Annotated in this window: 28 protein-coding genes; 18 read left to right on the top strand and 10 right to left on the bottom strand. The window is 43.9% G+C overall.

All coding sequences use genetic code 11. The features are described 5' to 3' along the window. The first annotated feature begins 7 nt into the window (after positions 1 to 7). The 8 genes from R7E51_RS00900 (at position 8) to R7E51_RS00865 (ending at position 8,249) form a co-directional block, all read left to right on the top strand. Complete coding sequence (locus tag R7E51_RS00900; protein ID WP_031777159.1) at positions 8 to 211, top strand: hypothetical protein; 204 nt, start codon at positions 8 to 10, stop codon at positions 209 to 211. A 165-nt stretch (positions 212 to 376) separates the two neighbouring features. Next, positions 377 to 1,027 carry a YceH family protein gene (locus R7E51_RS00895; RefSeq protein ID WP_005373594.1) on the top strand — a complete coding sequence of 217 codons (651 nt, stop codon included), beginning with the start codon at positions 377 to 379 and terminating at the stop codon, positions 1,025 to 1,027. Beyond that, the gene (locus R7E51_RS00890; RefSeq protein WP_005373593.1) at positions 1,024 to 1,341 is read left to right on the top strand and encodes a GIY-YIG nuclease family protein; all 318 of its coding nucleotides are present in this window, start codon (positions 1,024 to 1,026) and stop codon (positions 1,339 to 1,341) included. Before R7E51_RS00895 ends, R7E51_RS00890 begins: the two co-directional genes overlap by 4 nt. 330 nt (positions 1,342 to 1,671) lie before the next feature. Then, the gene (locus tag R7E51_RS00885) at positions 1,672 to 2,769 is read left to right on the top strand and encodes an autoinducer 2-binding periplasmic protein LuxP (protein WP_104976231.1); all 1,098 of its coding nucleotides are present in this window, start codon (positions 1,672 to 1,674) and stop codon (positions 2,767 to 2,769) included. Then, positions 2,769 to 5,345, top strand: a complete 2,577-nt coding sequence (gene luxQ, locus R7E51_RS00880; protein ID WP_167416149.1) for a quorum-sensing autoinducer 2 sensor kinase/phosphatase LuxQ — start codon at positions 2,769 to 2,771, stop codon at positions 5,343 to 5,345. Before R7E51_RS00885 ends, luxQ begins: the two co-directional genes overlap by 1 nt. 304 nt (positions 5,346 to 5,649) lie before the next feature. After that, positions 5,650 to 6,105: a transcriptional regulator SlyA gene (gene slyA / locus R7E51_RS00875; RefSeq protein ID WP_005385638.1), complete on the top strand. Its 456-nt coding sequence runs from the start codon at positions 5,650 to 5,652 to the stop codon at positions 6,103 to 6,105. A 35-nt stretch (positions 6,106 to 6,140) separates the two neighbouring features. Continuing rightward, positions 6,141 to 7,199: an HlyD family secretion protein gene (locus R7E51_RS00870; protein WP_005385639.1), complete on the top strand. Its 1,059-nt coding sequence runs from the start codon at positions 6,141 to 6,143 to the stop codon at positions 7,197 to 7,199. A gap of 12 nt (positions 7,200 to 7,211) precedes the next feature. After that, positions 7,212 to 8,249 (top strand): DUF2955 domain-containing protein, encoded by a 1,038-nt coding sequence (locus tag R7E51_RS00865; protein ID WP_017635179.1) that lies wholly within the window; start codon positions 7,212 to 7,214, stop codon positions 8,247 to 8,249. A 2-nt stretch (positions 8,250 to 8,251) separates the two neighbouring features. On the opposite strand, the gene R7E51_RS00860 is transcribed toward R7E51_RS00865, so the two are convergent. Next, the gene (locus R7E51_RS00860) at positions 8,252 to 8,914 is read right to left on the bottom strand and encodes a flagellar brake protein (RefSeq protein ID WP_206957497.1); all 663 of its coding nucleotides are present in this window, start codon (positions 8,912 to 8,914) and stop codon (positions 8,252 to 8,254) included. 94 nt (positions 8,915 to 9,008) lie between these two features. Then, on the bottom strand, positions 9,009 to 9,935 hold the full coding sequence (locus tag R7E51_RS00855) for a DMT family transporter (RefSeq protein WP_053307237.1): 927 nt from the start codon (positions 9,933 to 9,935) through the stop codon (positions 9,009 to 9,011). Positions 9,936 to 10,083: 148 nt separating this feature from the next. Here R7E51_RS00855 and R7E51_RS00850 point away from each other — a divergent pair, with 148 nt between their 5' ends. Together R7E51_RS00850 and R7E51_RS00845 are read left to right on the top strand one after the other, a co-directional pair. Beyond that, positions 10,084 to 10,539: an Lrp/AsnC family transcriptional regulator gene (locus tag R7E51_RS00850; RefSeq protein ID WP_005373581.1), complete on the top strand. Its 456-nt coding sequence runs from the start codon at positions 10,084 to 10,086 to the stop codon at positions 10,537 to 10,539. 5 nt (positions 10,540 to 10,544) lie between these two features. Then, the gene (locus tag R7E51_RS00845; protein WP_017819884.1) at positions 10,545 to 11,168 is read left to right on the top strand and encodes a class I SAM-dependent methyltransferase; all 624 of its coding nucleotides are present in this window, start codon (positions 10,545 to 10,547) and stop codon (positions 11,166 to 11,168) included. Positions 11,169 to 11,694: 526 nt separating this feature from the next. Here R7E51_RS00845 and R7E51_RS00835 read toward each other — a convergent pair. Next, positions 11,695 to 12,243 carry a hypothetical protein gene (locus tag R7E51_RS00835; RefSeq protein WP_017635183.1) on the bottom strand — a complete coding sequence of 183 codons (549 nt, stop codon included), beginning with the start codon at positions 12,241 to 12,243 and terminating at the stop codon, positions 11,695 to 11,697. A 103-nt stretch (positions 12,244 to 12,346) separates the two neighbouring features. On the opposite strand from R7E51_RS00835, the gene R7E51_RS00830 reads away from it, so the two are divergent. From R7E51_RS00830 to secF, 4 genes are all read left to right on the top strand, one after another. After that, positions 12,347 to 13,015, top strand: a complete 669-nt coding sequence (locus R7E51_RS00830; protein WP_047101210.1) for an SH3 domain-containing protein — start codon at positions 12,347 to 12,349, stop codon at positions 13,013 to 13,015. A 168-nt stretch (positions 13,016 to 13,183) separates the two neighbouring features. Further along, on the top strand, positions 13,184 to 13,663 hold the full coding sequence (locus tag R7E51_RS00825; RefSeq protein ID WP_206957479.1) for a hypothetical protein: 480 nt from the start codon (positions 13,184 to 13,186) through the stop codon (positions 13,661 to 13,663). Between the two features lie 164 nt (positions 13,664 to 13,827). Further along, positions 13,828 to 15,666 (top strand): protein translocase subunit SecD, encoded by a 1,839-nt coding sequence (gene secD / locus R7E51_RS00820; RefSeq protein ID WP_206957481.1) that lies wholly within the window; start codon positions 13,828 to 13,830, stop codon positions 15,664 to 15,666. 2 nt (positions 15,667 to 15,668) lie between these two features. Next, on the top strand, positions 15,669 to 16,571 hold the full coding sequence (gene secF, locus R7E51_RS00815) for a protein translocase subunit SecF (protein ID WP_005373567.1): 903 nt from the start codon (positions 15,669 to 15,671) through the stop codon (positions 16,569 to 16,571). A gap of 58 nt (positions 16,572 to 16,629) precedes the next feature. Here the strand turns inward: secF and R7E51_RS00810 are convergent, their stop codons facing one another. Beyond that, positions 16,630 to 16,896, bottom strand: a complete 267-nt coding sequence (locus R7E51_RS00810) for a hypothetical protein (RefSeq protein ID WP_017819888.1) — start codon at positions 16,894 to 16,896, stop codon at positions 16,630 to 16,632. Positions 16,897 to 16,911: 15 nt separating this feature from the next. Continuing rightward, positions 16,912 to 17,532 (bottom strand): LysE family translocator, encoded by a 621-nt coding sequence (locus tag R7E51_RS00805; RefSeq protein WP_021035942.1) that lies wholly within the window; start codon positions 17,530 to 17,532, stop codon positions 16,912 to 16,914. A 739-nt stretch (positions 17,533 to 18,271) separates the two neighbouring features. On the opposite strand from R7E51_RS00805, the gene R7E51_RS00800 reads away from it, so the two are divergent. The 4 genes from R7E51_RS00800 (at position 18,272) to phaC (ending at position 22,468) form a co-directional block, all read left to right on the top strand. Continuing rightward, positions 18,272 to 19,012, top strand: a complete 741-nt coding sequence (locus R7E51_RS00800; protein WP_005373555.1) for an SDR family oxidoreductase — start codon at positions 18,272 to 18,274, stop codon at positions 19,010 to 19,012. 12 nt (positions 19,013 to 19,024) lie between these two features. Continuing rightward, a complete protein-coding gene (locus R7E51_RS00795; protein WP_031777157.1) occupies positions 19,025 to 20,233 on the top strand; it encodes an acetyl-CoA C-acetyltransferase in 1,209 nt (402 codons plus the stop codon). A 45-nt stretch (positions 20,234 to 20,278) separates the two neighbouring features. After that, positions 20,279 to 20,626: a phasin family protein gene (locus tag R7E51_RS00790; protein ID WP_005373550.1), complete on the top strand. Its 348-nt coding sequence runs from the start codon at positions 20,279 to 20,281 to the stop codon at positions 20,624 to 20,626. 66 nt (positions 20,627 to 20,692) lie between these two features. After that, complete coding sequence (gene phaC / locus R7E51_RS00785; RefSeq protein ID WP_017819891.1) at positions 20,693 to 22,468, top strand: class I poly(R)-hydroxyalkanoic acid synthase; 1,776 nt, start codon at positions 20,693 to 20,695, stop codon at positions 22,466 to 22,468. Positions 22,469 to 22,638: 170 nt separating this feature from the next. On the opposite strand, the gene R7E51_RS00780 is transcribed toward phaC, so the two are convergent. From R7E51_RS00780 to R7E51_RS00760, 5 genes are all read right to left on the bottom strand, one after another. Next, positions 22,639 to 22,773, bottom strand: a complete 135-nt coding sequence (locus R7E51_RS00780) for a TIGR02808 family protein (RefSeq protein ID WP_005373546.1) — start codon at positions 22,771 to 22,773, stop codon at positions 22,639 to 22,641. An 11-nt stretch (positions 22,774 to 22,784) separates the two neighbouring features. Further along, entirely contained in the window at positions 22,785 to 23,363 is a 579-nt protein-coding gene (locus R7E51_RS00775) for a NapC/NirT family cytochrome c (protein ID WP_005373542.1), read from the bottom strand. A 28-nt stretch (positions 23,364 to 23,391) separates the two neighbouring features. Beyond that, a complete protein-coding gene (locus R7E51_RS00770) occupies positions 23,392 to 23,847 on the bottom strand; it encodes a nitrate reductase cytochrome c-type subunit (RefSeq protein ID WP_005389061.1) in 456 nt (151 codons plus the stop codon). Positions 23,848 to 23,925: 78 nt separating this feature from the next. Then, positions 23,926 to 26,415, bottom strand: coding sequence for a periplasmic nitrate reductase subunit alpha (gene napA, locus R7E51_RS00765; RefSeq protein ID WP_005389060.1), 2,490 nt, complete (start codon positions 26,413 to 26,415; stop codon positions 23,926 to 23,928). Further along, positions 26,412 to 26,720, bottom strand: coding sequence for a chaperone NapD (locus R7E51_RS00760; RefSeq protein ID WP_005373535.1), 309 nt, complete (start codon positions 26,718 to 26,720; stop codon positions 26,412 to 26,414). Before R7E51_RS00760 ends, napA begins: the two co-directional genes overlap by 4 nt. Positions 26,721 to 26,751: the final 31 nt, after the last annotated feature.

The following is a 26,751-nucleotide window of genomic DNA, read 5'->3' as shown; positions in this document are numbered from 1 at the left end:
ACTTGATATGGACTCTGGTAACACTGCGGAGCAAGTAAATAGTCAAGATAATGAGCAAGTCACTCGCTCTGTGGCTGAAAAGTTAAAAACGGCGTATATCAACGCTCGCGAGCAACTCGAAATCATCGAAGTTGAGCTTAATCGTTCAAAAATAATGATGGTCGACCAAGATGGCAATTTGACGAGAGTGCCGATTCTCTCGGAGCATTGATACCTGACCCTATTCGTAAGGGGTGTCAGGTCTTACGCTATGCTTTAGCCTGACACCAACACCTGAACCGCTAACGCTTCTTGCACTGCTGTGTGAATTTATGGCGTATGATTTCGAAGCGATTTAGGTACAAAGTCAAATGCAAAAATAATAAGGAAATGCATTATGAAAGTTGAGCTAACGGCAATTGAAGCACGAGTTATTGGTTGCTTGATCGAAAAAGAAGTCACTACCCCAGACCTTTACCCCCTCAGCCTAAACGCATTAACCAACGCGTGTAATCAAAAAAGCAACCGTGATCCCGTGATGTCACTCTCTGAGTCAGACGTTCTCGATGCCGTTGATGCTCTTATTGAGCGCAGGCTCGTCAGTGACGAAAGTGCGTTCAACAGCCGCGTCAGCAAGTATCAACACCGTTTCTGTAATACGGAATTTGGTGATTTAAAGCTGACAGAGCAGGAGAAGGGCATTGTATGCTGTATGCTTTTGCGCGGTGCTCAAACACCTGGGGAAATTCGTACTCGTACTAATCGTCTCGCGACATTTCATGATGTAAAAGAAGTGGAAACGGTCCTTGAGCATTTAGCAAGCGAAGAGAAAGGACCATTAGTGGTCAAATTACCACGTGAGGCTGGTAAGCGGGAGTCGCGTTATATGCATTTGTTCTGTGGTGATGTTGATGCGTCCGAACTTGCAGCGCCTGTGTCTGCTGCAAGCTCGAGCTCCGATCGAGTAAGTCAGCTAGAGCTCGAAGTCGCTCAGCTGAAAGAAGAGCTGGATGAATTAAAAGCTAAGGTTGAGTCACTGCTTTCATGATGGAAAATACAACGCAGCGTTGGAGTGTCTACCTGATACGAAATAACCGCAACGCGTTGTATTGTGGTGTTACCAATGATGTTGAACGAAGATTCAATCAGCACCAAACCGGAAAAGGAGCGAAAGCTTTGAAGGGAAAAGGCCCTTTGGTATTGGAATGGTCATCGGATTTTGACTCAAAGACGCTTGCCATGCGAGCAGAGTACTATATTAAGCAACTAACTAAAGCGAAAAAAGAGCTGCTCGTTATGTCAAAAGCAAATATTGTCGTCGACGAACATCAACAAATGATGTTAGAGATAGTGGCACTCTGACAAGCCCTTGCTACGCAAAGATACACGGAAACCGCCTATGTCACATTGGCGGTTTCTTTTTGTTTTTGGAGTACCATGTAGGAATAAACTGACGCATAATGGGCTGGTGTTCTGTTTAAAGGTCCTGAATATGAAAAGCGCGAAATGTCTCTACGTTATCGAGACAAAGGAAGCGACTCAATGTACTTTATTTGCATCCACTCAGACCAAGAACCAATTTACTATTGAAACAGGCACTAAGAGGAAGGTAGATTACAAGAGTATAGGATGACTCGGCTAGGTAATGAATAGAGCTGAATTAGGCTCATAAAAAAGCTAAAAGAGCAGTAGATGAAAAAAGCGTTAGTATTCTCCCTGATTTCAATGGCCGCTTTTGCGCCGAATGTGCAGGCCACCCAAGTTCTTAATGGGTATTGGGCATATCAAGAGTTTTTAGACCAGTTTCCACAACAGAAGCAGTTAACTAGTGCGTTGGCTGAAGTGGTAAGAGAAACCCCTGTACCCGTAGCAAAAGACAAAAAGCGTCCACTGAAAATTTCTGTTGTTTATCCAGGGCAGCAGATCTCTGATTATTGGATTCGAAACATCGATGCGTTTGAAAAACGCCTAGATAAGCTTGATATCGACTATCAACTAAATCAAGTGTTTACTCGTCCTAATGCAGATATAAAGCAGCAAAGTTTGTCTTTAATGGAGGCGCTGAAAAGCAACTCCGATTACTTGATCTTTACTCTAGATACCACAAGACATCGTAAGTTTGTTGAGCATGTCTTAGATTCAAAGAAAACCAAGTTAATTTTACAAAATATCACCACACCTGTTAGGGATTGGGAACATCATCAGCCGTTTCTTTATGTTGGTTTCGACCACGCAGAAGGAAGTCGTGAATTGGCCGTTGAGTTTGGCAAGCGTTTCCCTAAACATAGCCACTATAGTGTTCTCTACTTCTCAGAGGGCTACATTAGTGACATCAGAGGCAACACTTTTATCAACCAAGTGAACCGCGATAATCAATTTAAACTACAATCTGCTTACTACACCAAAGCAACAAAGCAATCTGGGTATGAAGCTGCAAAAGCCAGTTTGGAGAAGTATCCGGACGTTGATTTCATTTACGCGTGTTCTACCGATGTAGCATTAGGTGCTGTTGACGCTCTTAAAGAGTTAGGTCGTGATGATGTCATGATCAATGGTTGGGGCGGCGGTTCAGCAGAGTTAGAGGCGCTTTCTAAAGGGGAGTTAGACGTTACCGTTATGCGTATGAACGATGATACAGGTATTGCAATGGCTGAGGCCATTAAGTGGGATTTAGAAGGAAAGCCAGTTCCCACCGTTTACTCTGGTGATTTTGAAGTCGTTACCAAATCGGACTCTCCAGAAAGAATTGAAGCATTAAGAAAACGTGCATTTAGATACTCAGATAATTGATGACAACTACATCAAAAACAAGAAAGCGTCGCTCACTGTCGACGCTTATTACCAAAATAATTATTCTCGTACTTGCTCCGATCATTCTAGGCATCTTTGTTCAGAGTTATTACTTCTCGAAGCAGATTATTTGGCAGGAAGTCGACCGAACCAAGCAGCAGACCTCTGCCCTGATCCTGAACATTTTTGATAGCCATTTTGCAGCGATTCAGATTCATCACAACAGCAATTCGAAAAGTGATGTTGTATTGGATTTTTATACAGAACGTGATGAAGAGGCACTCAATTACTTTTTCATGAGTATTGACCAGAGTGATCCTTCCCATACACCAGAGTTTCGTTTCCTAACCGATCATCAAGGTATTATTTGGGACGATGGCAACGCGCATTTCTATGGCATCAACAATCTGATACTTAGCCGACTTGCCAGTCAGGTGACCTTTAGCAACAACTGGTATTATCTACCCTCACAGACCCCGATGGGAACTCGCCATCTGTTACTTCGTCGCGTACCCGTTTTACAACCTAAAACCGGTGAAGTGATGGGGTACTCTTACAATGTTGTTGTTTTAGATAATAACTTTGGGTTGATGGAAAGGTTAAAAAATGAAGGCAACGTCGACAATGTTGTGTTGGTCGCTAACAACACACCATTGGCAAGCTCATTAGTAGGAGATGAGGCTTATCAAATATTTGACGTACTCAAACGACGAGAGTCCCAGCACAAGCTTGACCAATTATTGATCATCAAAACCCCTATTGAGGTAAATGCCGCCGAGACTGACTTGTGCTTGCTTACTGTGCAAGACAATCAGAGCGTGGTGACATTGCAAATCCAACACCTGCTAGCAATGCTAGCCTCAGTTATCGGTATGGTCATGATTGCGCTAATGACTAAAGAATGGATCGAGAATCGAGTAGTTGAAGAGTTAGGATCCCTGATGGCATATACCCGCTCGGCTCGTGAAGAAAAAGGATTTGAGCGTTTTGAGGGGTCAGATATTGAGGAATTCGATCATATTGGTTCGACACTAGAAAACACTTTTGAAGAGCTTGAAGCACAAAAGCGCTCTTTCCGCGACCTGTTTAACTTTGCGTTATCTCCTATTATGGTGTGGTCTGAATCGGGTGTGCTTGTCCAAATCAATCCGGCAGCACGCAAAGAGTTAGTCATGGAAAACGATATTGAAACCATGCACCCAGTGTTCAAAGGTTTCAAAGAAAAGTTGATGCCACACCTTCGCATGGCGGCTCAGGGAGCTACGTTGACAGGCGTTAATGTGCCAATTGGAGACAAAGTATATCGCTGGAACTTATCGCCGATTCGAGTTGATGGAGATATTAGCGGTATTATTGTTCAAGGTCAGGATATAACCACGCTAATTGAGGCGGAAAAACAGAGTAACTTGGCGCGCAAAGAAGCAGAGAAATCTGCTCAAGCCCGTGCCGACTTTCTGGCTAAAATGAGCCATGAGATCCGAACGCCAATCAATGGAATTTTAGGGGTTGCTCAATTGCTAAAAGACTCTGTGGAAACAGAAGAGCAGAATAACCAAATTGACGTACTTCGACATAGTGGTGAGCACTTACTTGCTGTTTTGAATGATATTTTGGACTTTTCGAAGATTGAGCAGGGTAAGTTTAATATCCAAAAGCACCCGTTTTCTTTCACTGATACAATTCGAACGTTAGAAAACATTTATCGTCCTATTTGTGAAAGTAAAGGCGTCAACCTTGTCATTGAAAACAAAATAGATCCCAATGTTGAAATCTTTACTGACCAAGTTCGTCTGAACCAAATTTTATTCAACCTAGTCAGTAACTCAGTAAAGTTTACGCCCTCGGGTAGCGTGCGCTTGCATGCTGAACTGGAGCAGTTCTATGGTGCTGACAATAGCGTGCTGGTCGTGGAAATTACGGATACAGGTATCGGCATCGAGTCTGACAAACTCGACCAAATGTTCGAACCTTTTGTTCAAGAAGAAGCAACAACGACTCGAGAATACGGTGGCAGTGGCTTAGGGCTGACCATTGTGAAGAGCCTTGTCGACATGCTGGAAGGTGATGTTCAAGTCCGCAGTCAGAAAGGCTTAGGAACGACTTTTGTCATTACAATGCCAGTGAAAGATCGTGAGCGAGTACTCACCCCTCTTGATTCGAGTTTGCGAGTTAAGCCAGGTGAACTATTTACAGAGAGTCTCAAAGTGTTGTTGGTAGAGGATAACCATACTAACGCATTCATTCTAAAAGCGTTTTGTAACAAGTACAAAATGCAGGTTGATTGGGCGAAAGATGGGTTAGAAGCAATGGAATTCTTAAAAGATCATACTTACGATTTGATACTGATGGACAACCAACTTCCGCATCTTGGTGGAATTGAAACGACCAAAGAGATCCGACAAAAGCTGAAACTAGGCACGCCAATTTATGCGTGTACTGCTGACACCGCGAAAGAAACCAGTGACGCCTTTATGGAATCGGGTGCGAATTACGTGCTTCTCAAGCCGATCAAAGAAAATGCGCTCCATGAAGCATTTGTGGATTTTAAACAGCGGTTCTTAGTTGAGCGAACATAAGGAATTGGCTCACTACGGGATAATCCAATTATTCATTATCTGAAAAGCACAACACCATGACTGTGGGTTGTGCTTTTTTGTATCTGACCCTTTTACTCTTATACAAATCAGACTTTTCAGACTTTATTGGTCTCGACGTTTGTTGTGTACATCGCTGCATTTCAAATTCAAATATAGTGTTGTGTTACTTAGATTTCTCCCCCTTCACTGACACACCTAACGTGATTTCAATCACAAAAAGATATTTACTTAGCGTGCTAACTATTTTATATTACTTAGCACGCTAAGTAATTGAGTAGATCTTATGATTCAAGACATCAACAGTTTGCGAGACCTTTCTCTGGCTGAAAAATTATCTCGTGTTGCTCGTTTGTGGAAAATGGTTGCAGATCGCGAGTTAGAGCCTTTAAACCTAACGTATCCGCGTTGGACTGCGTTATGGAAGCTTTATCGAATGGGTGACAACATCAGTCAGAAGCATTTGGCTGAAGCGCTTGAGATCGAGTTAGCGTCGTTGATGCGAACATTAAAATTATTAGAAGAGCAATCTCTGATCACTCGCCATTGCTGTGAACATGATAAGCGAGCACGCATTGTTAGCCTCACAGTAGAGGGGAAAACCCTACTAAAGCAAATGGAGGCTCGAATTCTTCAAGTTCGAAGCAAGCTCCTAACGGACATCAACGACCAGGAACTTCAGCAGCTTTCATTGATTCTTGATCAGATTGCTCACAATGCGCTTGATTCACTTAGCGAATAAGTCAGAAAACCGAATTAAAAGAGAAGTAAACGCCTATGACTCCAGATCAAAAATTCGCACGTTGGATCAAATATTCTTGCGTCGCGTTTGTCCTTGTCTTTGCCTATTTTCTAGTTGCAGATCTCGCCATGCCGTTGACGCCTCAGGCAATGGCAACGCGTGTGGTAACTAAAGTGGCCCCCCGTGTGAGTGGGCAGATTACACATCTTTATGTTGCCAACAACCAAGAAATAAGCCAAGGCGATCTACTATTTCAGATTGATCCCCAGTCCTATCAGCTCGCCGTAGAAAAGGCTCAACTTAACCTTGAACGTGTGATTCAAAACAACGAACAACTTGATGCTTCTATTGCTGCGGCAAAAGCAGACGTTGAAGCGAGCAAAATCGTGGCGGAACAAAAAGTTCGCGAAGCAAAACGTCTTAATACCCTGTTTCACCGTAATGGTACTTCGCAACAGCAGCGCGATGACGCACAGAGCAGTGCAACGGCAGCTAAAGCGAACTTACTGGCCGCACGTGCTCGTTTAAAAGAGTTGGAAGTAAACCGCGGTGATTTAGGCGCAACGAATGTGAATATCCGCGTGGCGCAAAACCAGCTAAAACAAGCGGAACTTAATCTGTCTTACACTCAAGTCTCGGCGGAACATGATGGCGTTGTCGCTAACTTGCAGCTCGAGACGGGGGCCTATGCGGCAGCTGGTACACCTCTTGTCGCTTTAGTCTCCGATGACGTGGATATCATTGCCGACTTTCGTGAAAAGAGTTTACGACACTTTAATCAGAACAGCCGTGCGTTAGTGGCTTTTGATAGCTTACCTGGTGATGTATTTGAAGCTCGTATTACGAGTGTGGATGCCGGGGTCAGCTCGGGTCAATTCGATGCGGATGGCCGCTTAGCAACACCAACTGACTCAAACCGTTGGGTGAGAGACGCGCAGCGCTTACGTTTACATTTAGCTATCGATGAGCCTCAGCAGCGTGCATTTCCAGCAGGGGCACGAGCAACCGTGCAGTTGTTGCCAGAAAACGCATTATCTGGCTGGTTAGCGAGATGCCAGATCCAATTCTTGAGTCTTCTTCATTATATTTATTAACGAGGAGGCGATATGAAGTTATGGGACCACCCCATGTCGGAAAACGACTTCCGTCAGTGTTTGCGCATTGCAACTGGTGCGACTATTGGTTTCACTTTATGTAAAGTATTTGGTTGGAACTATGGCGTATTCTTTACTGTAACCCCGATGCTGTTACTTGGAATGGTGCCAGTCATGAGTCTACATGCCGCACGACAACTGATTTTTTCAGCGGTTGTGTGTGGATTAGAAGTTGGTGTGCTTGGTGGGTTGTTTGGTGGGCACCCAGGCATGATGACAATCATTGCATTCGGGTTGTTCCTGTATAAATTCGCCTGTATGTCAAAAGGGAGCTTATTCTTATTTGGAGCGAACAGCGTACTGAGCTTAAGCATCATGCTGCACTTTGCGAGTTATCCAACCACTGACTTAAATGACCTAATATTTAGCAACCTGCAAGCGAATGTTATTTCAGTGATCGTTGCTTATGTGGTGACATTTTTGATTCCCGATGCGGAACCTCGTCAGCCACCAGCGAAACCGTCGCAGCCTAAACAGAGTCATCGAATGCGTCATGAAGCCCTTATGGGGGCGAGTATCGCTACAATGTCTTTCCTTGTATTCCAGCTATTTGACCTCAGTGACTCTATGTCTGCTCAGGCGACAACCTTACTTTTATTGTTTCCTATGCATTGGAACGGTGCTTTAGGGTATGCGCGAAAAAGAGCAATGGGGACCTTGATGGGGGTGACCTTTGGTATTGTCGGACAACTTGTATTATACGATTGGTCGGATACCTTATTGTTTATCGTCCCATTGCTTTGGATTGGTGCGATGATGTTCAGCTATATGCACGTGAAAGAGTCTAGCGGTTCGGGAGCCGGATTTGGCGGCTTAACCACATTAGGCATTTTGTTCGGCCAATATCTTACTCCGGATGGTGACTTAATGTTCAGTGCGCTGTATCGCGTGAGCAGTATTTTGTTTGCTATTGTTGCGACGCTGCTTGTGACCTATACGGTTCACAGAATACTCAACAGCTTTGAGGCGACGCGCTTTAGCGAGCAGTAAGTTCAGACGTTACTGGTTAGAAAGGATTGCTCCAGTAACTCTGTTTTTAGTTCGTGAGTCATCGCAATGGGACTGGCAAACTTAATTCCAACTACCCATCCCTTCACCAATTTCTTAATGTTGGCAATGACACATCGATTTTCTTCTCCGATATAGTGGCTTAACGGGCATTCGATGGTAACACTCTCACCCACGTTGAATTCGGGCTCAATCAAGGTTGATATACCAACACCTGCTAGAGAAAAATCGATAAGGCTACCGTCGTAGACATTCCCTGCATGAATAACGTTACAGTCCATTTGCAACTTGTAACGCTCATGTTCCCGAACTGGTTTGGTTGCAAATGTTCCTGGAATGCGGATAAACAAAAGGGGGGATGGTCGAACGGTCGTCGTCAGCACGCTGGACTTAAACGCAATGACATGGCCTAACTCCGTATCTGATACTCCACGCACGATGACATCGGCGTTGGGGAGTTTCCTCATCACTTGCTCTTCAAGCAAACGCATTGGTATATCAAGAATCAAATAAGCATTTTCTTTCATCCCAAGATAGGTGGTGGAATACGTATATTGATCCTTAGGCCCAAATTCGAAATTAGTAGAAAGTTTCATTCCCGGTTTGAGAAACCTATGCAGTTCATCTATAGTATGAGTGGCTGGCATCACATTGGCGTTTTAATTTTTAGTTAAGCTGAGGCTATCAAAACGCCATTTTGTTATTCAAGATAGTAAGGCATAAGTTTTTGTAAAATCATCGCTATCTGTGAAGTGGTGGGCGATAAGTTTGGTTCATTCCACCTTTCATAAAGATTTGGCTTGCCACAATACTGCCGCATGTGACCAACATCAGCGCTAACCAAGTGAGAGAATCTGGTTGTTCACCAAAAATTGGAACGGCAAGAAGTGTCGCGACGACTGGAGTTAATGAACCAAAAGCTGCGCTGGCTTCGGCACCGATGATCCTAATTGCATAAATGAAAGTGAAAGAAGCGATTAAACCTGCGCCAACACCTTGTAGCATCGCGTGGCCAAATAACTCCTCCCATGGCCACTGGCTGAACGGTGTTACCACCAAATAACTGTCTACCCACCCGAAACCAACGGCGATGATGAGCAGAGCCAAAGACGCAATTGCAACGAATCCTGCACAGACGTGTGCATTAAGATTGGCGACACGAGCGCTGATGGTGAAAGCAGCCCACATGATGCTGCCAGTTAGAAACAGGATATGCCCTTGTAATTGAGACCAGTTGTACTCTGCGCCGCTATTAGAAAGAAGGAATACGAAAATCCCTAACAACACCGTAGAAAGCCCGATTAAGCGGTGAGCACTCAGCGACTGTTGATAACAAAGTACCGCGATAGCAGAAACAAACAATGGCAAAGTGCCAGGTACTAATGCACTGCCGTGCGCCACGGGAGCGAAATGCATAGCCGTTCCGACGACCAGAAGATAGGGAAGGCCGCTTCCAACCACAACACCAACCAGGTAGCGTTTAGGCACGACGCGCAGCGACTGTTTATGCTTAATCACAAATGGTAATAAAATTATACTTGGGATGAGAAAGCGAACTAACGCGATATCGGCTGGCTGCAAGGCAGAAATTGCGCCCCCTTTTAAAGAAATAAAGAAACCAGACCAAAGCAGTAAGGTCGTTAATATAGCTGCGTATCCCAAGATCATTATCGACATGTCCATTTGTAAATGATGTGTTAATTGTTGAATAAAACTCTTGCCAAAGGGAGGCAAAGTTTGACGTAATTAGGCTTGATGTTGGTGATAAATTGCGTATAAATGTTAATTGTTAGTGATTAAAGGCACGGAAGAATAAATGGATAAAATTGACAGGCAACTTATCAACCTAATGCAGAAGGATGCCACTCTGACAACTGCAGAACTTGCTGACCAAGTAGGGCTATCGGCATCACCTTGTGCAAGACGCATTAAGCGTTTGGAGCAGGAAGGTGTAATAAGTGGTTATCGAGCTATTGTGTCCAGAGACACTGTAGGCATCGCGATGACTGTATTTGTTGAAGTGAGTTTAAATAACCACCAAGCTTCTTCGATTGATGAGTTTGAACATGCCGTTGTTGAGATGGATGAAGTGATCTCATGCCATGTCGTATCAGGGGCCTATGATTACCTGTTAGAGGTGGTCAGTAAAGATCTCGCTGGTTATGAAACATTTACTAGAAAGTTACAGCGATTAGAAAATGTGAAAGATATTCATACCCACCTGGCGATTAGACAAGTGAAAGGAAATGGCAGTTTGCCGATTTATGCATAAGAAAGATGAAATTTTTCGATAGACTTAAGATTGCCCACTATCATCGAAAGCGATATAGACAGTTTGGTAAAGACAGAGCCCGAACTCTGGGATGGGCAGATAAGTATAGTCAGATCAGCCGTTTTGAGGCGTTGTGTCGAGGGTTAACGTTAGACGGTTCAAGTATTTTAGATATTGGGTGCGGCTACGGAGACTTGTTAGCGTTTATCGAACTTACGGGGGGGCTTCCTCAAAGCTATATTGGCATTGATCAGCAAAAACAATTTATCTCTGAAGCCAGAAAACGAGATTTTCGTACGCAAAGTAAGTTTATATGTGGCGACTTTTCAACGTTGGTATTGCCTCGTTGCGATTTTGTTTTTGCTTCCGGATCATTGAACTATCAATCCACCAACCCAAATCATGCCATTGAAATGATTGATAAAATGTTCCGAGCGACAGAGAAAGGTTGTGTGTTTAACTTGTTGGATGAATCCAAACTACCCAGCATGAAAATGTTAGCGTCGCACAATAAAGAAGGTGTCTTTCGCTATTGTCGGTTGCTGTGTCCGAATACACGATTGATTGAGGGGTACTCCGAGCACGACTTTACGATTGCCATGATCAAAAAAGCGGAGTCCGTTTCCTGACTCCGCTTTATAAATTCTTAAGCCTTATTGGTTTTTGTATTGTGAGATTTCACAGTTACCTGTGTATCTATCAACCTTGAATGAGAACGCGGCTGAATGGTATTCCCTCCCATCACTCCATATTGTTTCTCCGAAGATTTTACACAGATCCAAATCACTGATTGAACCGAACTCTTTTACGTGCCTAACTACTGACAAAAACTTGGCTTTGGTAGCATTAGGACATTCCCTGTTACTTAATCGATTGATAACCATGTTTGTAGCATCATCTCCAGCCAAATGTGACTTTTTATTAAATTTTATTAATGGCTAAACTAACCAAAAAATGTCCATAAGTAAAGCATTAATGTGACGTATGTCTCTATAAATTGATTGTCTTGGTCATGGTTTAGTCAAGTTTGTCAAAGGGAACAATCCCATTATTTACATTTGATATCATTCACGACTAAGGAAAGATAAAAAGCACGAATAACGTCCAATATTGGAGTGAAAAACCAACATCGTCTATTCAAAACTGGCTCTGTTTTTACTTCGAAACATCTTGAGCGTATTGAAGCGCTCGAGCTTCTTTATCATAGACTTGTGACAGAGTTTGATATTGTGAAGAGAGGCGCTTGTAATCTTCAGCAAGTTCCAAAGCGTTGGTGTTATACCATTCCGCAGTTATTTGATTGGCTGTTTTGTTTGACTCGCGGCACTTCTGGGCCAGTATCTCCCACCCATTTGCTGACCATTGGGATTGTGTGCTCAATTTAAGCAGCTGATTCGCTTTAGTTGTGAGCTCTTCTTTGTATTGAATCGATGCTTTTAATTGCGCTTTGAACACATTTTGGTTCGACTTGGCACGCCAAAGTAGCACGAGCTCATGCAGTGAAAAGGTTTCGGACAATAACTGACGCTGTTTATGTTCGGTCAAAAGTGTATTGAATACCTCAACATGCTGATTGTAATTGGACTCTAAACGATTGAATTGGGTAAGATTGTCATTCCACGACGATGGGTTACATTGAATATTGGCGTGCCCCGTTATCGGGAACAGAAGAAATAGTAGTATCCAATTGAGTCTGTTGATCATTATTGCTCGCGTTAGTTGACCTGCTCTTTTGAGTATATACCCAAATTTCTACGACATGCGTGCTGCTGGTGGGATAAGAATAAAGAATGAAAAGGAAAAGGGCATGAAGAAAATTCTCGTCGCATTGATTGTCATGCTGTTGCTCGGCGGAGCGGGGGCTGGATACTATTTCTTCTTTATGCAGAAAGATGAACCTGAAGCACCAAAGGCTACACAAGTCGAGCAATCGTCACTGCAAAAAGAAACATCCAAACCGATTCTGGATTTAGAAGCCGCTCCCCCGGAAGTTACCGAGTACTACGTTATTGAGCGTCGTGTCAATGTTTACAACAAGCCTAACCTTAATGCTTTAGTTGTCGATACGCTCTATAAGGGAGAAAAAGTATCGGTGTTAGAAAAAGTAGATGGGTGGTACCGAATCTCCGGTTATCTTGTCTATGAAGAGGGTGGAGAAGAAAAAGCCGAATGGTTGAATGCTGAAGGGTTATCGGATGCAGAGCCAGTTATTAAAGAGCAAGAGCGCTTAGAGATATTGGATGAATACCTACAGAAGTCGGATGATTTAAAAGTTCACTTGGATATTTTCCGTAAGAAAACACAGCAATTGTTAGACGATGAAACCTGTGATCCGAGTGATTTTGAGGAGCTCGGTGGTTGGGTGCGTTCTGTGACGTTCAAAAAGCGCAACGTTTACTTCATCTATTGTGGCGGTTTGGAGCAAGAGAATAAGATCTACTTAGATGTTGATAAGGGCGAGATTTTTTATCGATAGCTCACCACTAATTACACTCGTTCTCTAAAGACGTTTTGATAAAAGCAATAACGATGCAAACCTGAAATCAGAGATTTATAACTTTTTAGTTGTGAACCATAATCAATAGGAATACTATCATTAAGCCAAGTGACCTAACTTGGTTCTTTGTTTTTTTAGTGAGTTCCTATGCCTTGGATTTACCTTAGAAAATTGATTTTGCTGCTATTTGCAATGGTATTGCTACCAGTGCATGTATCTGCTGCGCAAATCGATCACAAGGCTCACGTACCGCACTTTTCTAAGCTACAACCTTTTGTAGCCGTAAGTGTATCGCCAAACTCTTCCGTCGATTTTTCTGAAGCTTCAGAAGAAAGCTCTCAATCTCCAGTATCTGAAGGCCATGCAAGTCTCGATTCCGTTGCTTTGTTTAACTCTCAGCGCTGGACGTCTTACTTACGGGAAGGGCTTGATGACGAGCACGTAGATTTTGTCGGCGATCTCACTACTCCGTTTTACGCTGATGCGGGTTACGCATACAGCTTGATGGACATTAACTGGCGTAACAACCAGTCCACATTTTATCATTTCACAAGCGATCATCGCATTTCTGGTTGGAAAGAGACCAATGCCATGTACGTCGCACTCAATAGTCAGTTTTCTGCCTAAACACCATTTATTTGCACCATTGTGCACTCTTAACACGACGATTGTATTCGACAGGACGTGAGCGTTCTGAGCATTTCATACCTTGAATTTATTCTGGGAGCACCTGTCGTGTGTTAAGCCTTGTTATTAAAAGCTTCACTTCATCGTGAAGGGATGATGTTTACATGAAAAAAACACCAAAGCAGCAAAAGAACAGAAAGCTGATGAATCACTACTCAGCTTGGAAATATGCAGTATTAATCACGACGGTCATTATTTTAACCCTAAGTGCTATACCAACTTGGTTTGGCGAACAGCCTTCTATCCAGTTGACGTTTTCGGAGCAAAACAACAGTGAAATGTCGGTTGTTCATCTGAATCAACTGCTAAAAACCAACCATATTTCAGCCGACAAAATCATCGAAAAAGACGGCAAAACAACCATTGTATTCGATGGTGAAGATGCGCAAAGTAAAGCTCGTGCGTTGTTAAACAAAGAGCTAAATAAAGACGACAGCATCACTTTCTCATACGTATCGGTTGCGCCAGAATGGTTAAATGAGATGGGCTTTAGCCCAATTAAGCTCGGTCTTGACCTTCGTGGTGGCGTTCAGTTCTTGTTGAATGTTGATGTGAATAAAGCGTTTGAAGAACAACGTGATGCGTTGATTGATGAAATCAAAGCGAATCTGCGTGATCAACGTGTTCGTGGTGTGCAAGTTCGAGCAGAGAACGGCAACCGAATTACGGTAAACAGTGACAGCGAGCAAGCATTGTCGGAAGTGAACAAGTTCTTGCGTCAAAATTACCCGGGCTGGATTTCAAAAAGTTCATCTCGTGGCTTTGTGCTTGAACCGAGTGAACAAAATATCCAAGAATTTCAATCGTCGACTCTTCAACAAAACCTGAAGATCATGCGTGGTCGTATTGAAGAACTTGGTATCACAGAAGCACTAGTGCAACGCCAAGGTAAAGAGAGCATTCGAATTGAGCTCCCTGGTGTACAAGATCCTGCTCAAGCGAAAAACGTTATTGGTGCAACAGCAAGCTTGGCGTTTTATGAAGTGAAAGATGCGAGCCAAGCACACAGCAGCCAAGATCTTGTTCTTCAAGATAATGATGGTCGTACTGTGATTTTGGCAAAACGACCAGTTCTAACGGGCGAGCACATCGTGAACGCTCGTGCTGGTGTCGACAAAATGGGCATGTCAGAGGTAAATATTTCTCTTGACCACGCTGGTGGTAAGAAAATGAGTGACTTCTCAGCAACTCACATCGGCAAGCCAATGGCGACCGTTTACCGAGAGTACAAAACAAACGATCGCGGTGTAACTGAGCGTAGTGAGCGCGTTATCAGCGTCGCAACTATTCAATCTCAACTTGGTAGCCAGTTCCGTATTACTGGGGCAGGTAGCATGGACGATGCGCAGCAGTTGGCGCTATTGCTTCGCGCGGGGTCACTGACCGCGCCAGTTACTATTGTGGAAGAGCGAACAATCGGTGCTTCTCTGGGTGCAGAAAACATTGAAAACGGTTTTGCAGCACTGGCTTTAGGTATGGGACTAACACTGACCTTTATGGCACTTTGGTACCGCCGCTTAGGTTGGGTAGCAAATGTGGCGCTTTGTGCCAACATGCTTTGTTTACTTGGCTTAATCGCCTTGTTACCAGGAGCGGTTCTAACGCTTCCAGGTATTGCCGGTTTAGTGTTAACCGTCGGTATGGCAGTAGACACCAACGTTATTATCTTTGAACGTATTAAGGACAAAATGCGTGAAGGCCGCAGCTTCGCTCAAGCGATTGATCTTGGCTTTGACAGCGCATTCTCGACCATCCTTGATGCCAACATTACTACCATGATCACCGCCGTGATTTTGTACGCCATCGGTAATGGCCCAATCCAAGGCTTTGCCTTAACACTCGGATTAGGTTTGTTAACCAGTATGTTTACAGGCGTATTTGCCTCTCGAGCAATGATCAATTTAATTTGGGGCCGCGATGCCCGTCGTGATGTGAGGGTTTAATCATGGTCGAAATGCTAAAACAAAATATTCGTAAAATTCGCTACTTTACTACGCTAGTTTCCATCATTTTAACGGTGATCGCGATCGTCGCTCTAGGCTTTAAAGGGTTGAACCTAGGTTTGGACTTCACTGGCGGTATGGTGACAGAAGTAAAGGTAGATAAGCAGCTAACTAACCATGATCTGCTTGACGTTCTGCAACCAAAGCTTGGTGAATCTGCGTCAGTGACACGCTCTGGTGAAGATGGCCGTTGGGTGATTCGTTACTCTGCGCCGGAAGATGGACAAACGTTGCCAAGTGTAGAAGAGGTGTTGAAGCCAATCTCTCACCAAGTTGATGTTGTCAGCAACAGTATAGTTGGCGCTCAAGTTGGCCAAGACTTGTTTGAACAAGGTGGCTTAGCATTGTTGATTTGTGTGTTGAGTATTCTCGGTTACTTGTGTTTCCGTTTTGAGTGGCGTTTGGCAAGCGGTTCACTGTTTGCTTTGGCTCATGATGTGATCTTAGTGCTTGGTTTCTTTGCAATTACTCAAATGGAGTTCAACTTAACCGTTTTTGCTGCTGTGCTGGCGATTTTAGGTTACTCATTGAATGACTCGATCATCATTGCAGACCGAATCCGTGAGCTGTTGATTGCGAAACAGAGTTGGAAAACAGAAGACATCAATGATCAAGCTGTTATCGCGACGTTTTCACGCACTATGGTGACATCTGGTACGACATTGATCACTGTTGGTGCATTATGGATTATGGGAGGAGCGCCTTTGGCTGGTTTCTCAACCGCCATGTTTATTGGCGTTCTGTCGGGTACATGGTCTTCGATTTCGATTGGTACTGTGCTGCCGGAGTGGTTGAAACTGGAGCCGAAACATTATCTTCCAGTTGAGATTGACGCAGCGCCGTAGCATTATTTTTAAGGTAAAAGTGCTTGCGCCACTCATCTTGAGTGGCGCTTTTTTGTGCTTATTTCACGCGCATCAAGCGATGTTTCACAAGTCCCAAATCGAACTCTAAGACTTGTGAGCGCTTCATTGCTTCGACTTTATTCAACATCGACTCTTGGTAGCCTTTCTTCTTCATCCACTGAAGAGGTACAGAGAAAGTATCTTCATTAACGACATAAGACTCGCCTTTATGCTCACCGCTATAGACGTTCACAACCCAAACTCGGGCTTGAAAGTCCAATACTTCACCCATGACTTTAGCGATTTTATTCAGAATATTTTTCATTGTTTCCAGTTTGCCTTAGCTTAGTAGCAACCAGACACCAACTCCCATCATTAAAGTGCCTGCGATACGGTTCATTAGGCGTACATTCTTAGACTGACCTAATACGTGTTTCAACCCTTTACCACCAGTAGCGTACAGAGACATGCAAATGAACTCAAACAGTAAAATAATGGAGACAAGTATGATCAGTTGCGGTGCAAGTGCTGCGTTTTGGTCTATAAAAGGCGGTAAAAGAGAAATCATAAATGCCCAGCCTTTTGGGTTTGCGATTGCGGTAACGAAGCCTTGCATGATAAGTGCGATATTGTCACTCTTTGGTGTTTCTAAGTTGTCGACATTAATCGCAAGTTTCCCTCGCGACCGCCACATTTCAACTCCAAGATAGAGTAAATAACCGCCACCAATGAACTTTAACGCGATAAACATCCAAGGATAATTGAGCATAATCGCAGCGATACCTAACACCGCAGAGACTGACACCAGCGCGACACCGAGAAGTTCTCCTATCATCATCCATAACGTGCGACGATAACCGATACTCATACCTAACGTTAGGGCGAGAGTCATGCACATACCAGGCGTGATTGAGACAAAAAAGAAAGTAGGGATGAACATACTGAGCAATGCAAGATTCATATCTGTTGATGATTTAGTGATTAAAGAGAAGCCACAAAGATAGTGCAAAGTGGAAAAGGATGCTACTACAAAGCGAGCGATTACTTTCACTAGTAGCTAGTTGATGTTCTTCGAATATATAAATTTAAAATGAAATTATATTTTAATCTATGCGTCATAATAGTGCGTATTGCACCAGTATGAGACAAGCTCTTATATCATTTTTAGATTAAATATATTTAATTTATTATATTTTATCGGTATTAATCATCACTGTGTTAAAATAATCGAATTGATAACTAAATTATCATTAAATGCAGTAATTAAATGATATGTTTGATAATTATTTTTACTGATAATTGAATTATTATTCTAATCTCAAGTTTGTTGTAATCATATAGGCTTAAAATTCAGATCTTAAATCATGACATAATGTAACGTCTACCATTCTGTATGTAAGTGTATGATATTTAATAATTATATTTCTATTTCTGTTGGTGTAGCTTTTGTGGAAGTGTGATTTAAAACAATGACTTATGTAAAGTTAACCATTTTATAACATTTCACGGGTAATGAGATCTAAATCAATCTTATGCAATTGGGTGAGTTTTTTATTTGAAATGTAATATTTCTAGGTTAACTTAAAATAAAGGCAGCACGGGATTGGTTGTCAAAAGAATAAATAAACACGTCAGTTGGTGAACTATTTCATCAGTGTATTAAGTTTGCTTTTTAAATGCCGTTAAGAATGGAGTCTTCAATGAAGAAAGTCGCTTTGATCACTGGATCAAAAGGCGGAATTGGTTCTGCTATTTCCTCTCAATTAGTCAATGACGGTTACCGTGTAATCGCTACTTATTTCACAGGTAACTACGAATGTGCGCTGGAGTGGTTCAACAGCAAAGGGTTTACCAAAGATCAGGTTCGCCTTTTTGAGTTGGATGTAACAAACACGACAGAGTGTGCAGAGAAATTGGCGCAATTGCTTGGGGAGGAAGGAACCATTGATGTTGTTGTCAACAACGCAGGAATCACACGTGATGGCGTGTTTAAAAAGATGACTGCGCAAGCTTGGAATGATGTCATCAATACCAACCTCAATAGTTTATTCAACGTTACGCAACCCCTCTTTGCAGCAATGTGCGAAAAAGGCGGTGGTCGTGTCATCAATATCTCTTCAGTCAATGGTCTTAAAGGGCAGTTTGGTCAAGCAAACTACTCGGCGGCGAAAGCTGGGATGATCGGTTTCTCTAAAGCCTTAGCATACGAAGGTGCTCGCTCGGGTGTGACAGTTAATGTTATCGCTCCGGGTTACACGGGTACGCCAATGGTTGAGCAAATGAAGCCAGAAGTGCTGGAATCCATCACGAACCAAATTCCAATGAAACGTCTTGCGACACCAGAAGAAATTGCAGCATCAGTGAGCTTCTTGGTCAGCGATGCGGGCGCCTACATCACCGGAGAGACTTTGTCGGTGAACGGCGGCCTATACATGCACTAAGGAGAGAAGATGATGGAAAAAGTATTTATCGTAGCGGCGAAGCGTACTCCAATTGGTGCTTTTGGTGGCAGCCTGAAAAATACTTCTGCTGGCGATCTGGCAGCAGTAGCGATTAAAGGCGCGTTGGAAGCGGCAAAGTTGCCTGGCGACAAGGTTGACGAAGTGATTGTTGGCAACGTTGTTGGTGCAGGTCAAGGAATGGGTGTTGGCCGCCAAGCGGCACTGTTTGCGGGGATTCCTGAATCTGTTCCTGCATATGGCGTAAACATGGTTTGCGGTAGTGGCATGAAAACGGTCATGGATGCCGTGTCCCATATCCGTAGTGGCGATGCTGAGATCGTTGTTGCAGCGGGTGTTGAAGTCATGTCTCAGATTCCGTTTGCCGCACCAAGCAGCATTCGTGATGGCAACAAAATGGGCAATCTGGAGCTAAAAGATCTGCTCGTAGCGGACGGTTTAACCGATGTTTACAACCAATATCACATGGGTGTGACGGCAGAAAACGTAGCAAAACAAATCGGCTTAACTCGCCAGCAGCAAGACGAATACGCGCTGTCTAGCCAACAGAAAGCGGTAGCCGCTATCGAAGCTGGCAAATTTCAAGACGAAATTGTGCCAGTGGAAGTAAAGCAACGCCGTGAAACCGTGATGTTTGATACGGATGAATACCCAAAAGCGAACGCGACAATGGAAGCCTTAAGCAAGCTACGTCCTGCTTTTGACCGCGAAGGCACTGTGACTGCGGGTAATGCATCAGGCATTAACGATGGAGCGAGTGCGATTATCGTGGCGTCTGAAAGCGCAGTTAAAGCGCATGGATTAACGCCGCTTGCTGAGATCGTAAGCTATGCGCAATCGGGTCTTGATCCGAAGATCATGGGCCTAGGTCCTGTTGAGTCGGTCAATAAAGCACTCGAAAAAGCAGAACTCACAGTAAATGATATCGACGTTTACGAGTTAAACGAAGCATTTGCAGCGCAAGCACTTGGCGTGATTCATCAGTTGGCGGAAACAAACCAAGTTCCAGTTAACGCGATTCAAGATAAAGCGAACTTTAACGGTGGTGCTATCGCGCTAGGACACCCGCTTGGTGCATCTGGAAACCGAATCTTAGTCACGCTGGTTCACGAGCTTCATAAGCAAAATGGTCAATATGGCGTTGCTTCACTTTGTGTGGGCGGCGGCATGGGCACGGCTGTGGTTGTAAAGACAGTTAAGTAATTATTTAAACGGACATTTTTTAATTCTTTCTCTAGGAGACAAACCATGTACACAGATTTCTTCAAAACATTTAGCGATCAAACTGAAAAAAATCTAGAACCTTACTTGAAGTTCAACAAGCTAGTGACAAAAAACGTAGAAGTGTTGACCGAGCTTCAATTGAACGCCATTCGCACATACAGTGAAGTGGGTCTAAACCAGATGAAAGCAGCGACAGAAATCAAAGACGTAACGTCATTGACTGCTTTCAACAGTCAGCAACTAAGCGTACTTACTAAACTTTCTCAACAAATGATGGATGACAGCAACAAGCTTCAAGCGATTGCAAAAGAGTTCAAAGAAGACGTTGAGAAAATGACTTCGGAAAATCTAAAGACTGTTACTCCAGCGTAATTTGTCCGATTCTCGCCGCCCCTAGATTTGGGCGGCGTTGTTTTTTCCGAATATAGGAGTAAGACTATGTTTCAACACTTCTTTTCGGACTATCTTGTGAAGCTTCAGGAAACCAATCATCAGTGGTGGCATGATTTCGAAGTGAACAAGGCAGTCGTGAACTCTCCTTTAAACAAGGCCATGCAAGAAGTGAACTTTGAGGATACTGCCAAACTGTTCGAACAAGCTGCGAATCAGCCTGCTGCGATTTTAAAGCTGCAAGCACAGTGGTGGGAACAGCAGCTGCAAATTTGGCAGAATGTTGCATTGGCAGGGAACCAAGCACAAATCGTCGAAGCTGAAAAAGGGGATAAGCGTTTCTCAAACGAAGCGTGGCAAAATGAAGCCATGTATAGCTTCATCAAACAATCCTACCTTTTATTTAGTAAGACCTATCTGGACACCATCGAGTCTTTGGAAGGCTTAGATGAAAAGACGAAAGAACGTATTATTTTTTTCTCTCGCCAAGCCATTAACGCCCTTTCTCCTTCCAACTTCATCGCCACTAACCCAGAGCTTTTGAAGCTGACACTTGAGCAAAACGGCCAAAACTTACTGGCAGGCTTAGAGCAGTTGAAAGAAGACGTTGAGTCGAGCGCAGACATTTTAAAAATTCGTATGACGAATAACAATGCATTCCGCGTGGGAGATGACGTTGCGACGACACAGGGCAATGTGGTTTTTCAAAACGAATTGTTTGAGTTGATTCAATATCGACCTCTAACAGAGAAAGTGAATGCGACGCCGCTGCTCATCGTCCCACCTTTCATCAATAAATACTACATCCTTGATTTAACGGCAAAGAACTCAATGGTTCGATGGTTGTTAGAGCAGGGGCACAGTGTATTTATGATGTCTTGGCGCAATCCAGGCAAGGCACAAGCGCACATAGAGTTTGGTGACTACGTGACAGAAGGCGTAGTGAAAGCCGTCGCTGCAATTGAAGATATAACAGGACAAGAGCAAATCAATGCTGCTGGTTATTGTATTGGTGGTACTGTTTTAGCAAGCACGGTTGCGTACTACGCTGCAAAACGTATGAAGAAGCGCATTAAGTCTGCCACTTTCTTCACCACGTTGCTCGACTTCTCTCAACCAGGTGAAGTCGGCGCGTATATCAATGACACCATTGTTAGTGCAATTGAAGCGCAAAATAACGCGAAAGGGTATATGGACGGCCGTTCCTTAAGCGTGACGTTTAGTTTACTGCGTGAAAACAGCTTGTACTGGAACTACTACGTAGACAACTACTTGAAAGGCAATAGCCCAGTCGATTTTGACTTGTTGTACTGGAATAGTGACAGCACCAACGTCAGCGCTGCATCTCACAATTTCTTGCTTCGCGAGCTCTATTTAGAGAACAAGCTGGTGCAAGATAAAGGCGTCAAAATTGGTGGAGTATGGATTGATCTAAATAAGATCAAAATTCCTAGCTATTTTGTGTCAACGAAAGAAGACCATATTGCGTTATGGCAGGGAACTTACCGTGGTGCGCTGAACACGGGTGGTAACAAAACATTTGTCCTCGGTGAGTCTGGTCATATTGCGGGCATCGTGAATCCTCCAGCTAAAAATAAGTATGGTTATTGGTTGAACGATAATTTGGATGACTCTGCTGATGAGTGGTTGAATAACGCGGAACACAAAGAGGGATCGTGGTGGACACACTGGAACGAGTGGTTACTCCAATTCAACCCTAAAGAGCAAGTTGAGCCTTTCCCTATTGGCTCAGAAAACCATCCGGTTATTGATGAGGCGCCAGGACAATACGTCAAACAGGTTCTGCCAGTAAAAGAATCTTAAACAACTCCCTATAGCAGTAAATCTTAGCGGCCTTTATGGTCGCTTTTTTTATGTATGATTGCTTGTTTATTGTTGGCAAGTACCATTGAGTAATAAATAAAAAGCGCCGAGCATTTGCTCGGCGCTCAGTGTCAACAAATAGGCTAGTTGACGAGTAGAGATGCGTTACGTTACACCTCTTTATCCTTACCAAATGACAGCAGCCAGAGAGAGATTGCTGCTACCGCCACAAAGCCGGAAAGAATAATCACTGGCATAGCACTGTAGCCAAGGATATGCCAAATTACAGATTCTAATGTACTCATGGTAAGTCTCCTTAGTGCCAGCCTTCAACGCCGCTCATGTCTGGTAGTTTGTGCGCAATACCTTTGTGACAGTCTACACATGTTTTCTCGCCTGAAGCGAGAGCGGTGGAGTGCTGTTCTGCCGCACGTGATCCTTGCTGAGAGTAATCCATGAAATCAAACTCATGACAGTTACGACATTCAAGAGAGTCATTCTTTTTCATACGTGCCCACTCTCGCTCTGCGAGGTGTCCACGACGCTCTTGGAACTTCTCTGGCGTATCGATCGTCTTCGTTACGAAGTGTGCAAATAGCTCTTTAGATGCCTGTACTTTACGAACGATCTTATCCGTCCATTCATGAGGAACGTGACAGTCTGAACAAATCGCACGAACACCAGAACGGTTGGAGTAGTGAATTGTTTCTTGAATTTCAGCAACGATCGGCGCGTGACAGCCAGAACAGAATTCTTCTGTGTTGGTTGCTTCCATACCTGTGTTGAATGCGCCCCAAAATAGAAGGCCACCAGCGAAGCCTAGAAATAAAACCACACCAGCGGCAGCTTTACTCGGGCTCGACAGTCTCTTCCAAAACGCTTTAAGTATTTTCATAAGTAACCTCTTAGTACTCGCGTTTCAATTACTGAAGCGAATCGACTGCCTTAAACTCGTTTTCCACTAGTGGTTTTGCATCCGTTTGTGGAACGTGACATTGCAAACAGAAGTAACGACGAGGAGACATATCTGCCAGTACCGCATCTTCTCTGTTTACATAGTGCGTTACGCTAATTTTAGTCGCACCTGACTCTTTTGCATTTTTCCAGCTATGGCATGCAAGACACTTGTTAGCATTTAACGAAATTTCGTAGTGACGAATGCTGTGTGGGATCAACGGTGGTTGATAAACATAGCTGTCTTCAACAATTTGATCTTTAGGGAAGTCTTTGAACTCGTCTGCTGGACGCGTATCTTCCAATTGAGACATTCCACGTAAAGATTCTAGACCTCCAATACCACCTGGATTATCCAACTCAGCTTGCGCAATGCCTGTCACTAACGCACCTACAGATAAAACTGCGACAAGTAATTTTTTCATCATTTCATCTCCGCCTTTATGGCTTAAATTCTTTATTAGGCCGCCATAATGACGGCCGTAGCATTCAGTATCTGAAGGTTAAGCAATCTTAGTGATTTTGACTGGGCACTTCTTAAAGTCTGTCTGTTTAGACAGTGGATCAGTCGCATCTAGGATAAGCTTGTTAATCAAAATACGTGCATCAAAGAACGGTACGAATACCAAGCCTTTTGGCGGACGGTTACGACCGCGAGTTTCAACACGAACGCGTACTTCACCGCGTTTGTTTGCCATGAGTACTTCTTCACCACGACGAACATTGCGTGCTTTTGCGTCTTCTGGGTGCATGTAACACACTGCGTCTGGTACTGCTTTGTATAATTCAGGTACACGACGAGTCATGGTGCCTGTGTGCCAATGCTCAAGAACACGACCAGTACATAACCACATATCAAATTCATCGTTCGGTACTTCTGGTGGCGCTTCGTATGGCGCGGAAATGATCTTCGCTTTGCCATCAGCATTGCCGTAGAAGTCCCAACCAGAACCTTCTTTTGCGTATGGGTCTGAACCTTCTTTAAAGCGCCACTGTGTTTCTTTACCATCAACAACAGGCCAACGTAGACCACGTACTTGATGGTAGCGGTCGTATGGAGCCAAATCATGCCCGTGACCACGGCCAAATGTTGCGTATTCCTCAAACAGACCTTTTTGAACATAGAAACCGAAGTGGTGAGCATCGTCATTCAGTTCACGAGCTTCTTCGATAGGGAATTTGTCGACGTTACCATTGCGGTAAAGTACGTCGTACATTGTTTTACCACGGTATTGAGGCGCTTTCGCTAGAAGCTCTTCAGGCCACACTTCTTCCATTTTGAAGCGTTTCGAGAACTCCATTAGCTGCCACAGGTCGGATTTTGCTTGACCGACTGTGCCCACTTGTTGGTACCAAGCTTGAGTACGACGCTCTGCGTTACCGTAAGCACCTTCTTTTTCAATCCACATTGCGGTAGGAAGAATAAGGTCTGCTGCTTGTGCTGTTGCTGTCGGGTATGGGTCAGACACAACGATGAAGTTTTCTGGGTTGCGGTAACCTGGAAGACGTTCTGTGTTGATGTTTGGACCGGCTTGCATGTTGTTGTTACATTGAACCCAGTAACAGTTCAGAACGCCGTCATTCAGCATACGGTCTTGCAATACGGCGTGGAAGCCAGGTTTTGGTGGAATCGTACCTTCTGGCAGTTTCCAGATGTCTTCTGCAATCTTACGGTGTTTAGGGTTAGCAACCACCATGTCCGCTGGTAGGCGGTGAGCAAACGTACCAACCTCACGAGCGGTACCACATGCTGATGGTTGGCCCGTTAGTGAGAATGGACTGTTCCCCGGAGTCGAGATCTTACCGGTTAGTAGGTGGATGTTGTAAACCAAGTTATTCATCCATACACCACGAGTATGCTGGTTCATGCCCATTGTCCATAGAGACATCACTTTCGTGTTTGGATCCGCGTATTGCTTCGCAAGCTCGATAAGCTTCTCTTTCTCAACACCAGAGATTTCAGATGCTTTCTCTACTGTGTATGGCGCTACTGATTTCTTGTACTCTTCGAATGAGATAGAAGTGAGTTTGCCAGAGTTCGGGTTCTTCGCTGCTTTTTGTAGCGGATCATCGTCACGTAGACCGTAGCCGATGTCAGTGTCTGCTTGAGTGAAGTTCGTGTGTTTGTTCACGAAGTCCCAGTTTACTGCATCGTTTTCGATGATGTAGTTTGCGATGAAGTTAGCAATTGCAAGGTCAGACTGAGGATTGAAAATGTAGCCGTGGTCTGCCAACTCAAATGAACGATGGTAGTAAGTAGAAAGCACGTTCACTTTAACGTGAGGGTGGCTTAGGCGGCGGTCAGTAATGCGAGTCCATAGAACCGGGTGCATCTCTGCCATGTTTGAGCCCCAAAGAACGAAAGCGTCTGCGTTCTCAAAGTCATCGTAACAACCCATTGGCTCATCGATACCGAATGCGCGCATGAAACCTACAACGGCAGAAGCCATACAGTGGCGAGCGTTTGGATCAATGTTGTTTGATCGGAAGCCTGCTTTCATTAACTTTGATGCAGCGTAGCCTTCCATTACTGTCCATTGGCCTGAGCCAAACATACCTACGCTTGTTGGGCCTTTTTTCTCGAGGGAAGCTTTCCATTTCTCAGCCATGATGTCGAAAGCGTCATCCCAAGAGATAGGTGTAAATTCACCATCTTTGTGGAATTTGCCATCTTTCATTCGTAGCATCGGTTGAGTTAGACGGTCTTGACCGTACATGATCTTAGAAAGGAAGTAACCTTTGATGCAGTTCAGACCTTTGTTTACTGGTGCTTCTGGGTCACCCTGTGTTGCTACCACTTTGCCGTTTTGAGTGCCAACAAGAACAGAACAGCCTGTACCACAGAAACGACAAGGTGCTTTGTCCCATGTGATTTTGGTTTGATCAGAGCTTGCAATCAGGTTGGCTGCAGATGCTGGTAGTGTCACACCTGCGACAGCAGCAGCTGATGCAGCCGCGTTTGCTTTCACAAACGCACGTCTTGTCATTTTCATACTTCACCCTCGATTTGGGAATGTTGTGTTCCAGTGTCTTCTTCATCCGTTTCTTCAAGCCCAGTTTCGATTTGGTGATAAACCAATACCGTGCTTAAGACGTTCGGTAAATTGTTAATGGCATCGATAGTGTCTGTGATGAAACCTTGGTTCTCAGTTTCAAGTACGACGATAATCTTGCCTTCAGGACTGTCACCATAGATTTCCGCATTTTCGTGTGCTTCTATCTTTTGTTTGATTTCGTCCAAATGTTCCGGCAGCACATGTACTACCAAACTTGAAATATGCACTTCATTTAGTGACATATAGCTCTCTCATTTATTTTTATTGCCTTTG

Origin of the sequence: Vibrio sp. Vb1166, from assembly GCF_033338695.1 — a bacterium.
Classification (GTDB): Bacteria; Pseudomonadota; Gammaproteobacteria; order Enterobacterales; family Vibrionaceae; genus Vibrio; species Vibrio alginolyticus.
Note: the sequence above shows the minus strand (reverse complement) of the source record. Positions and strands in the feature narration are given on the sequence as shown.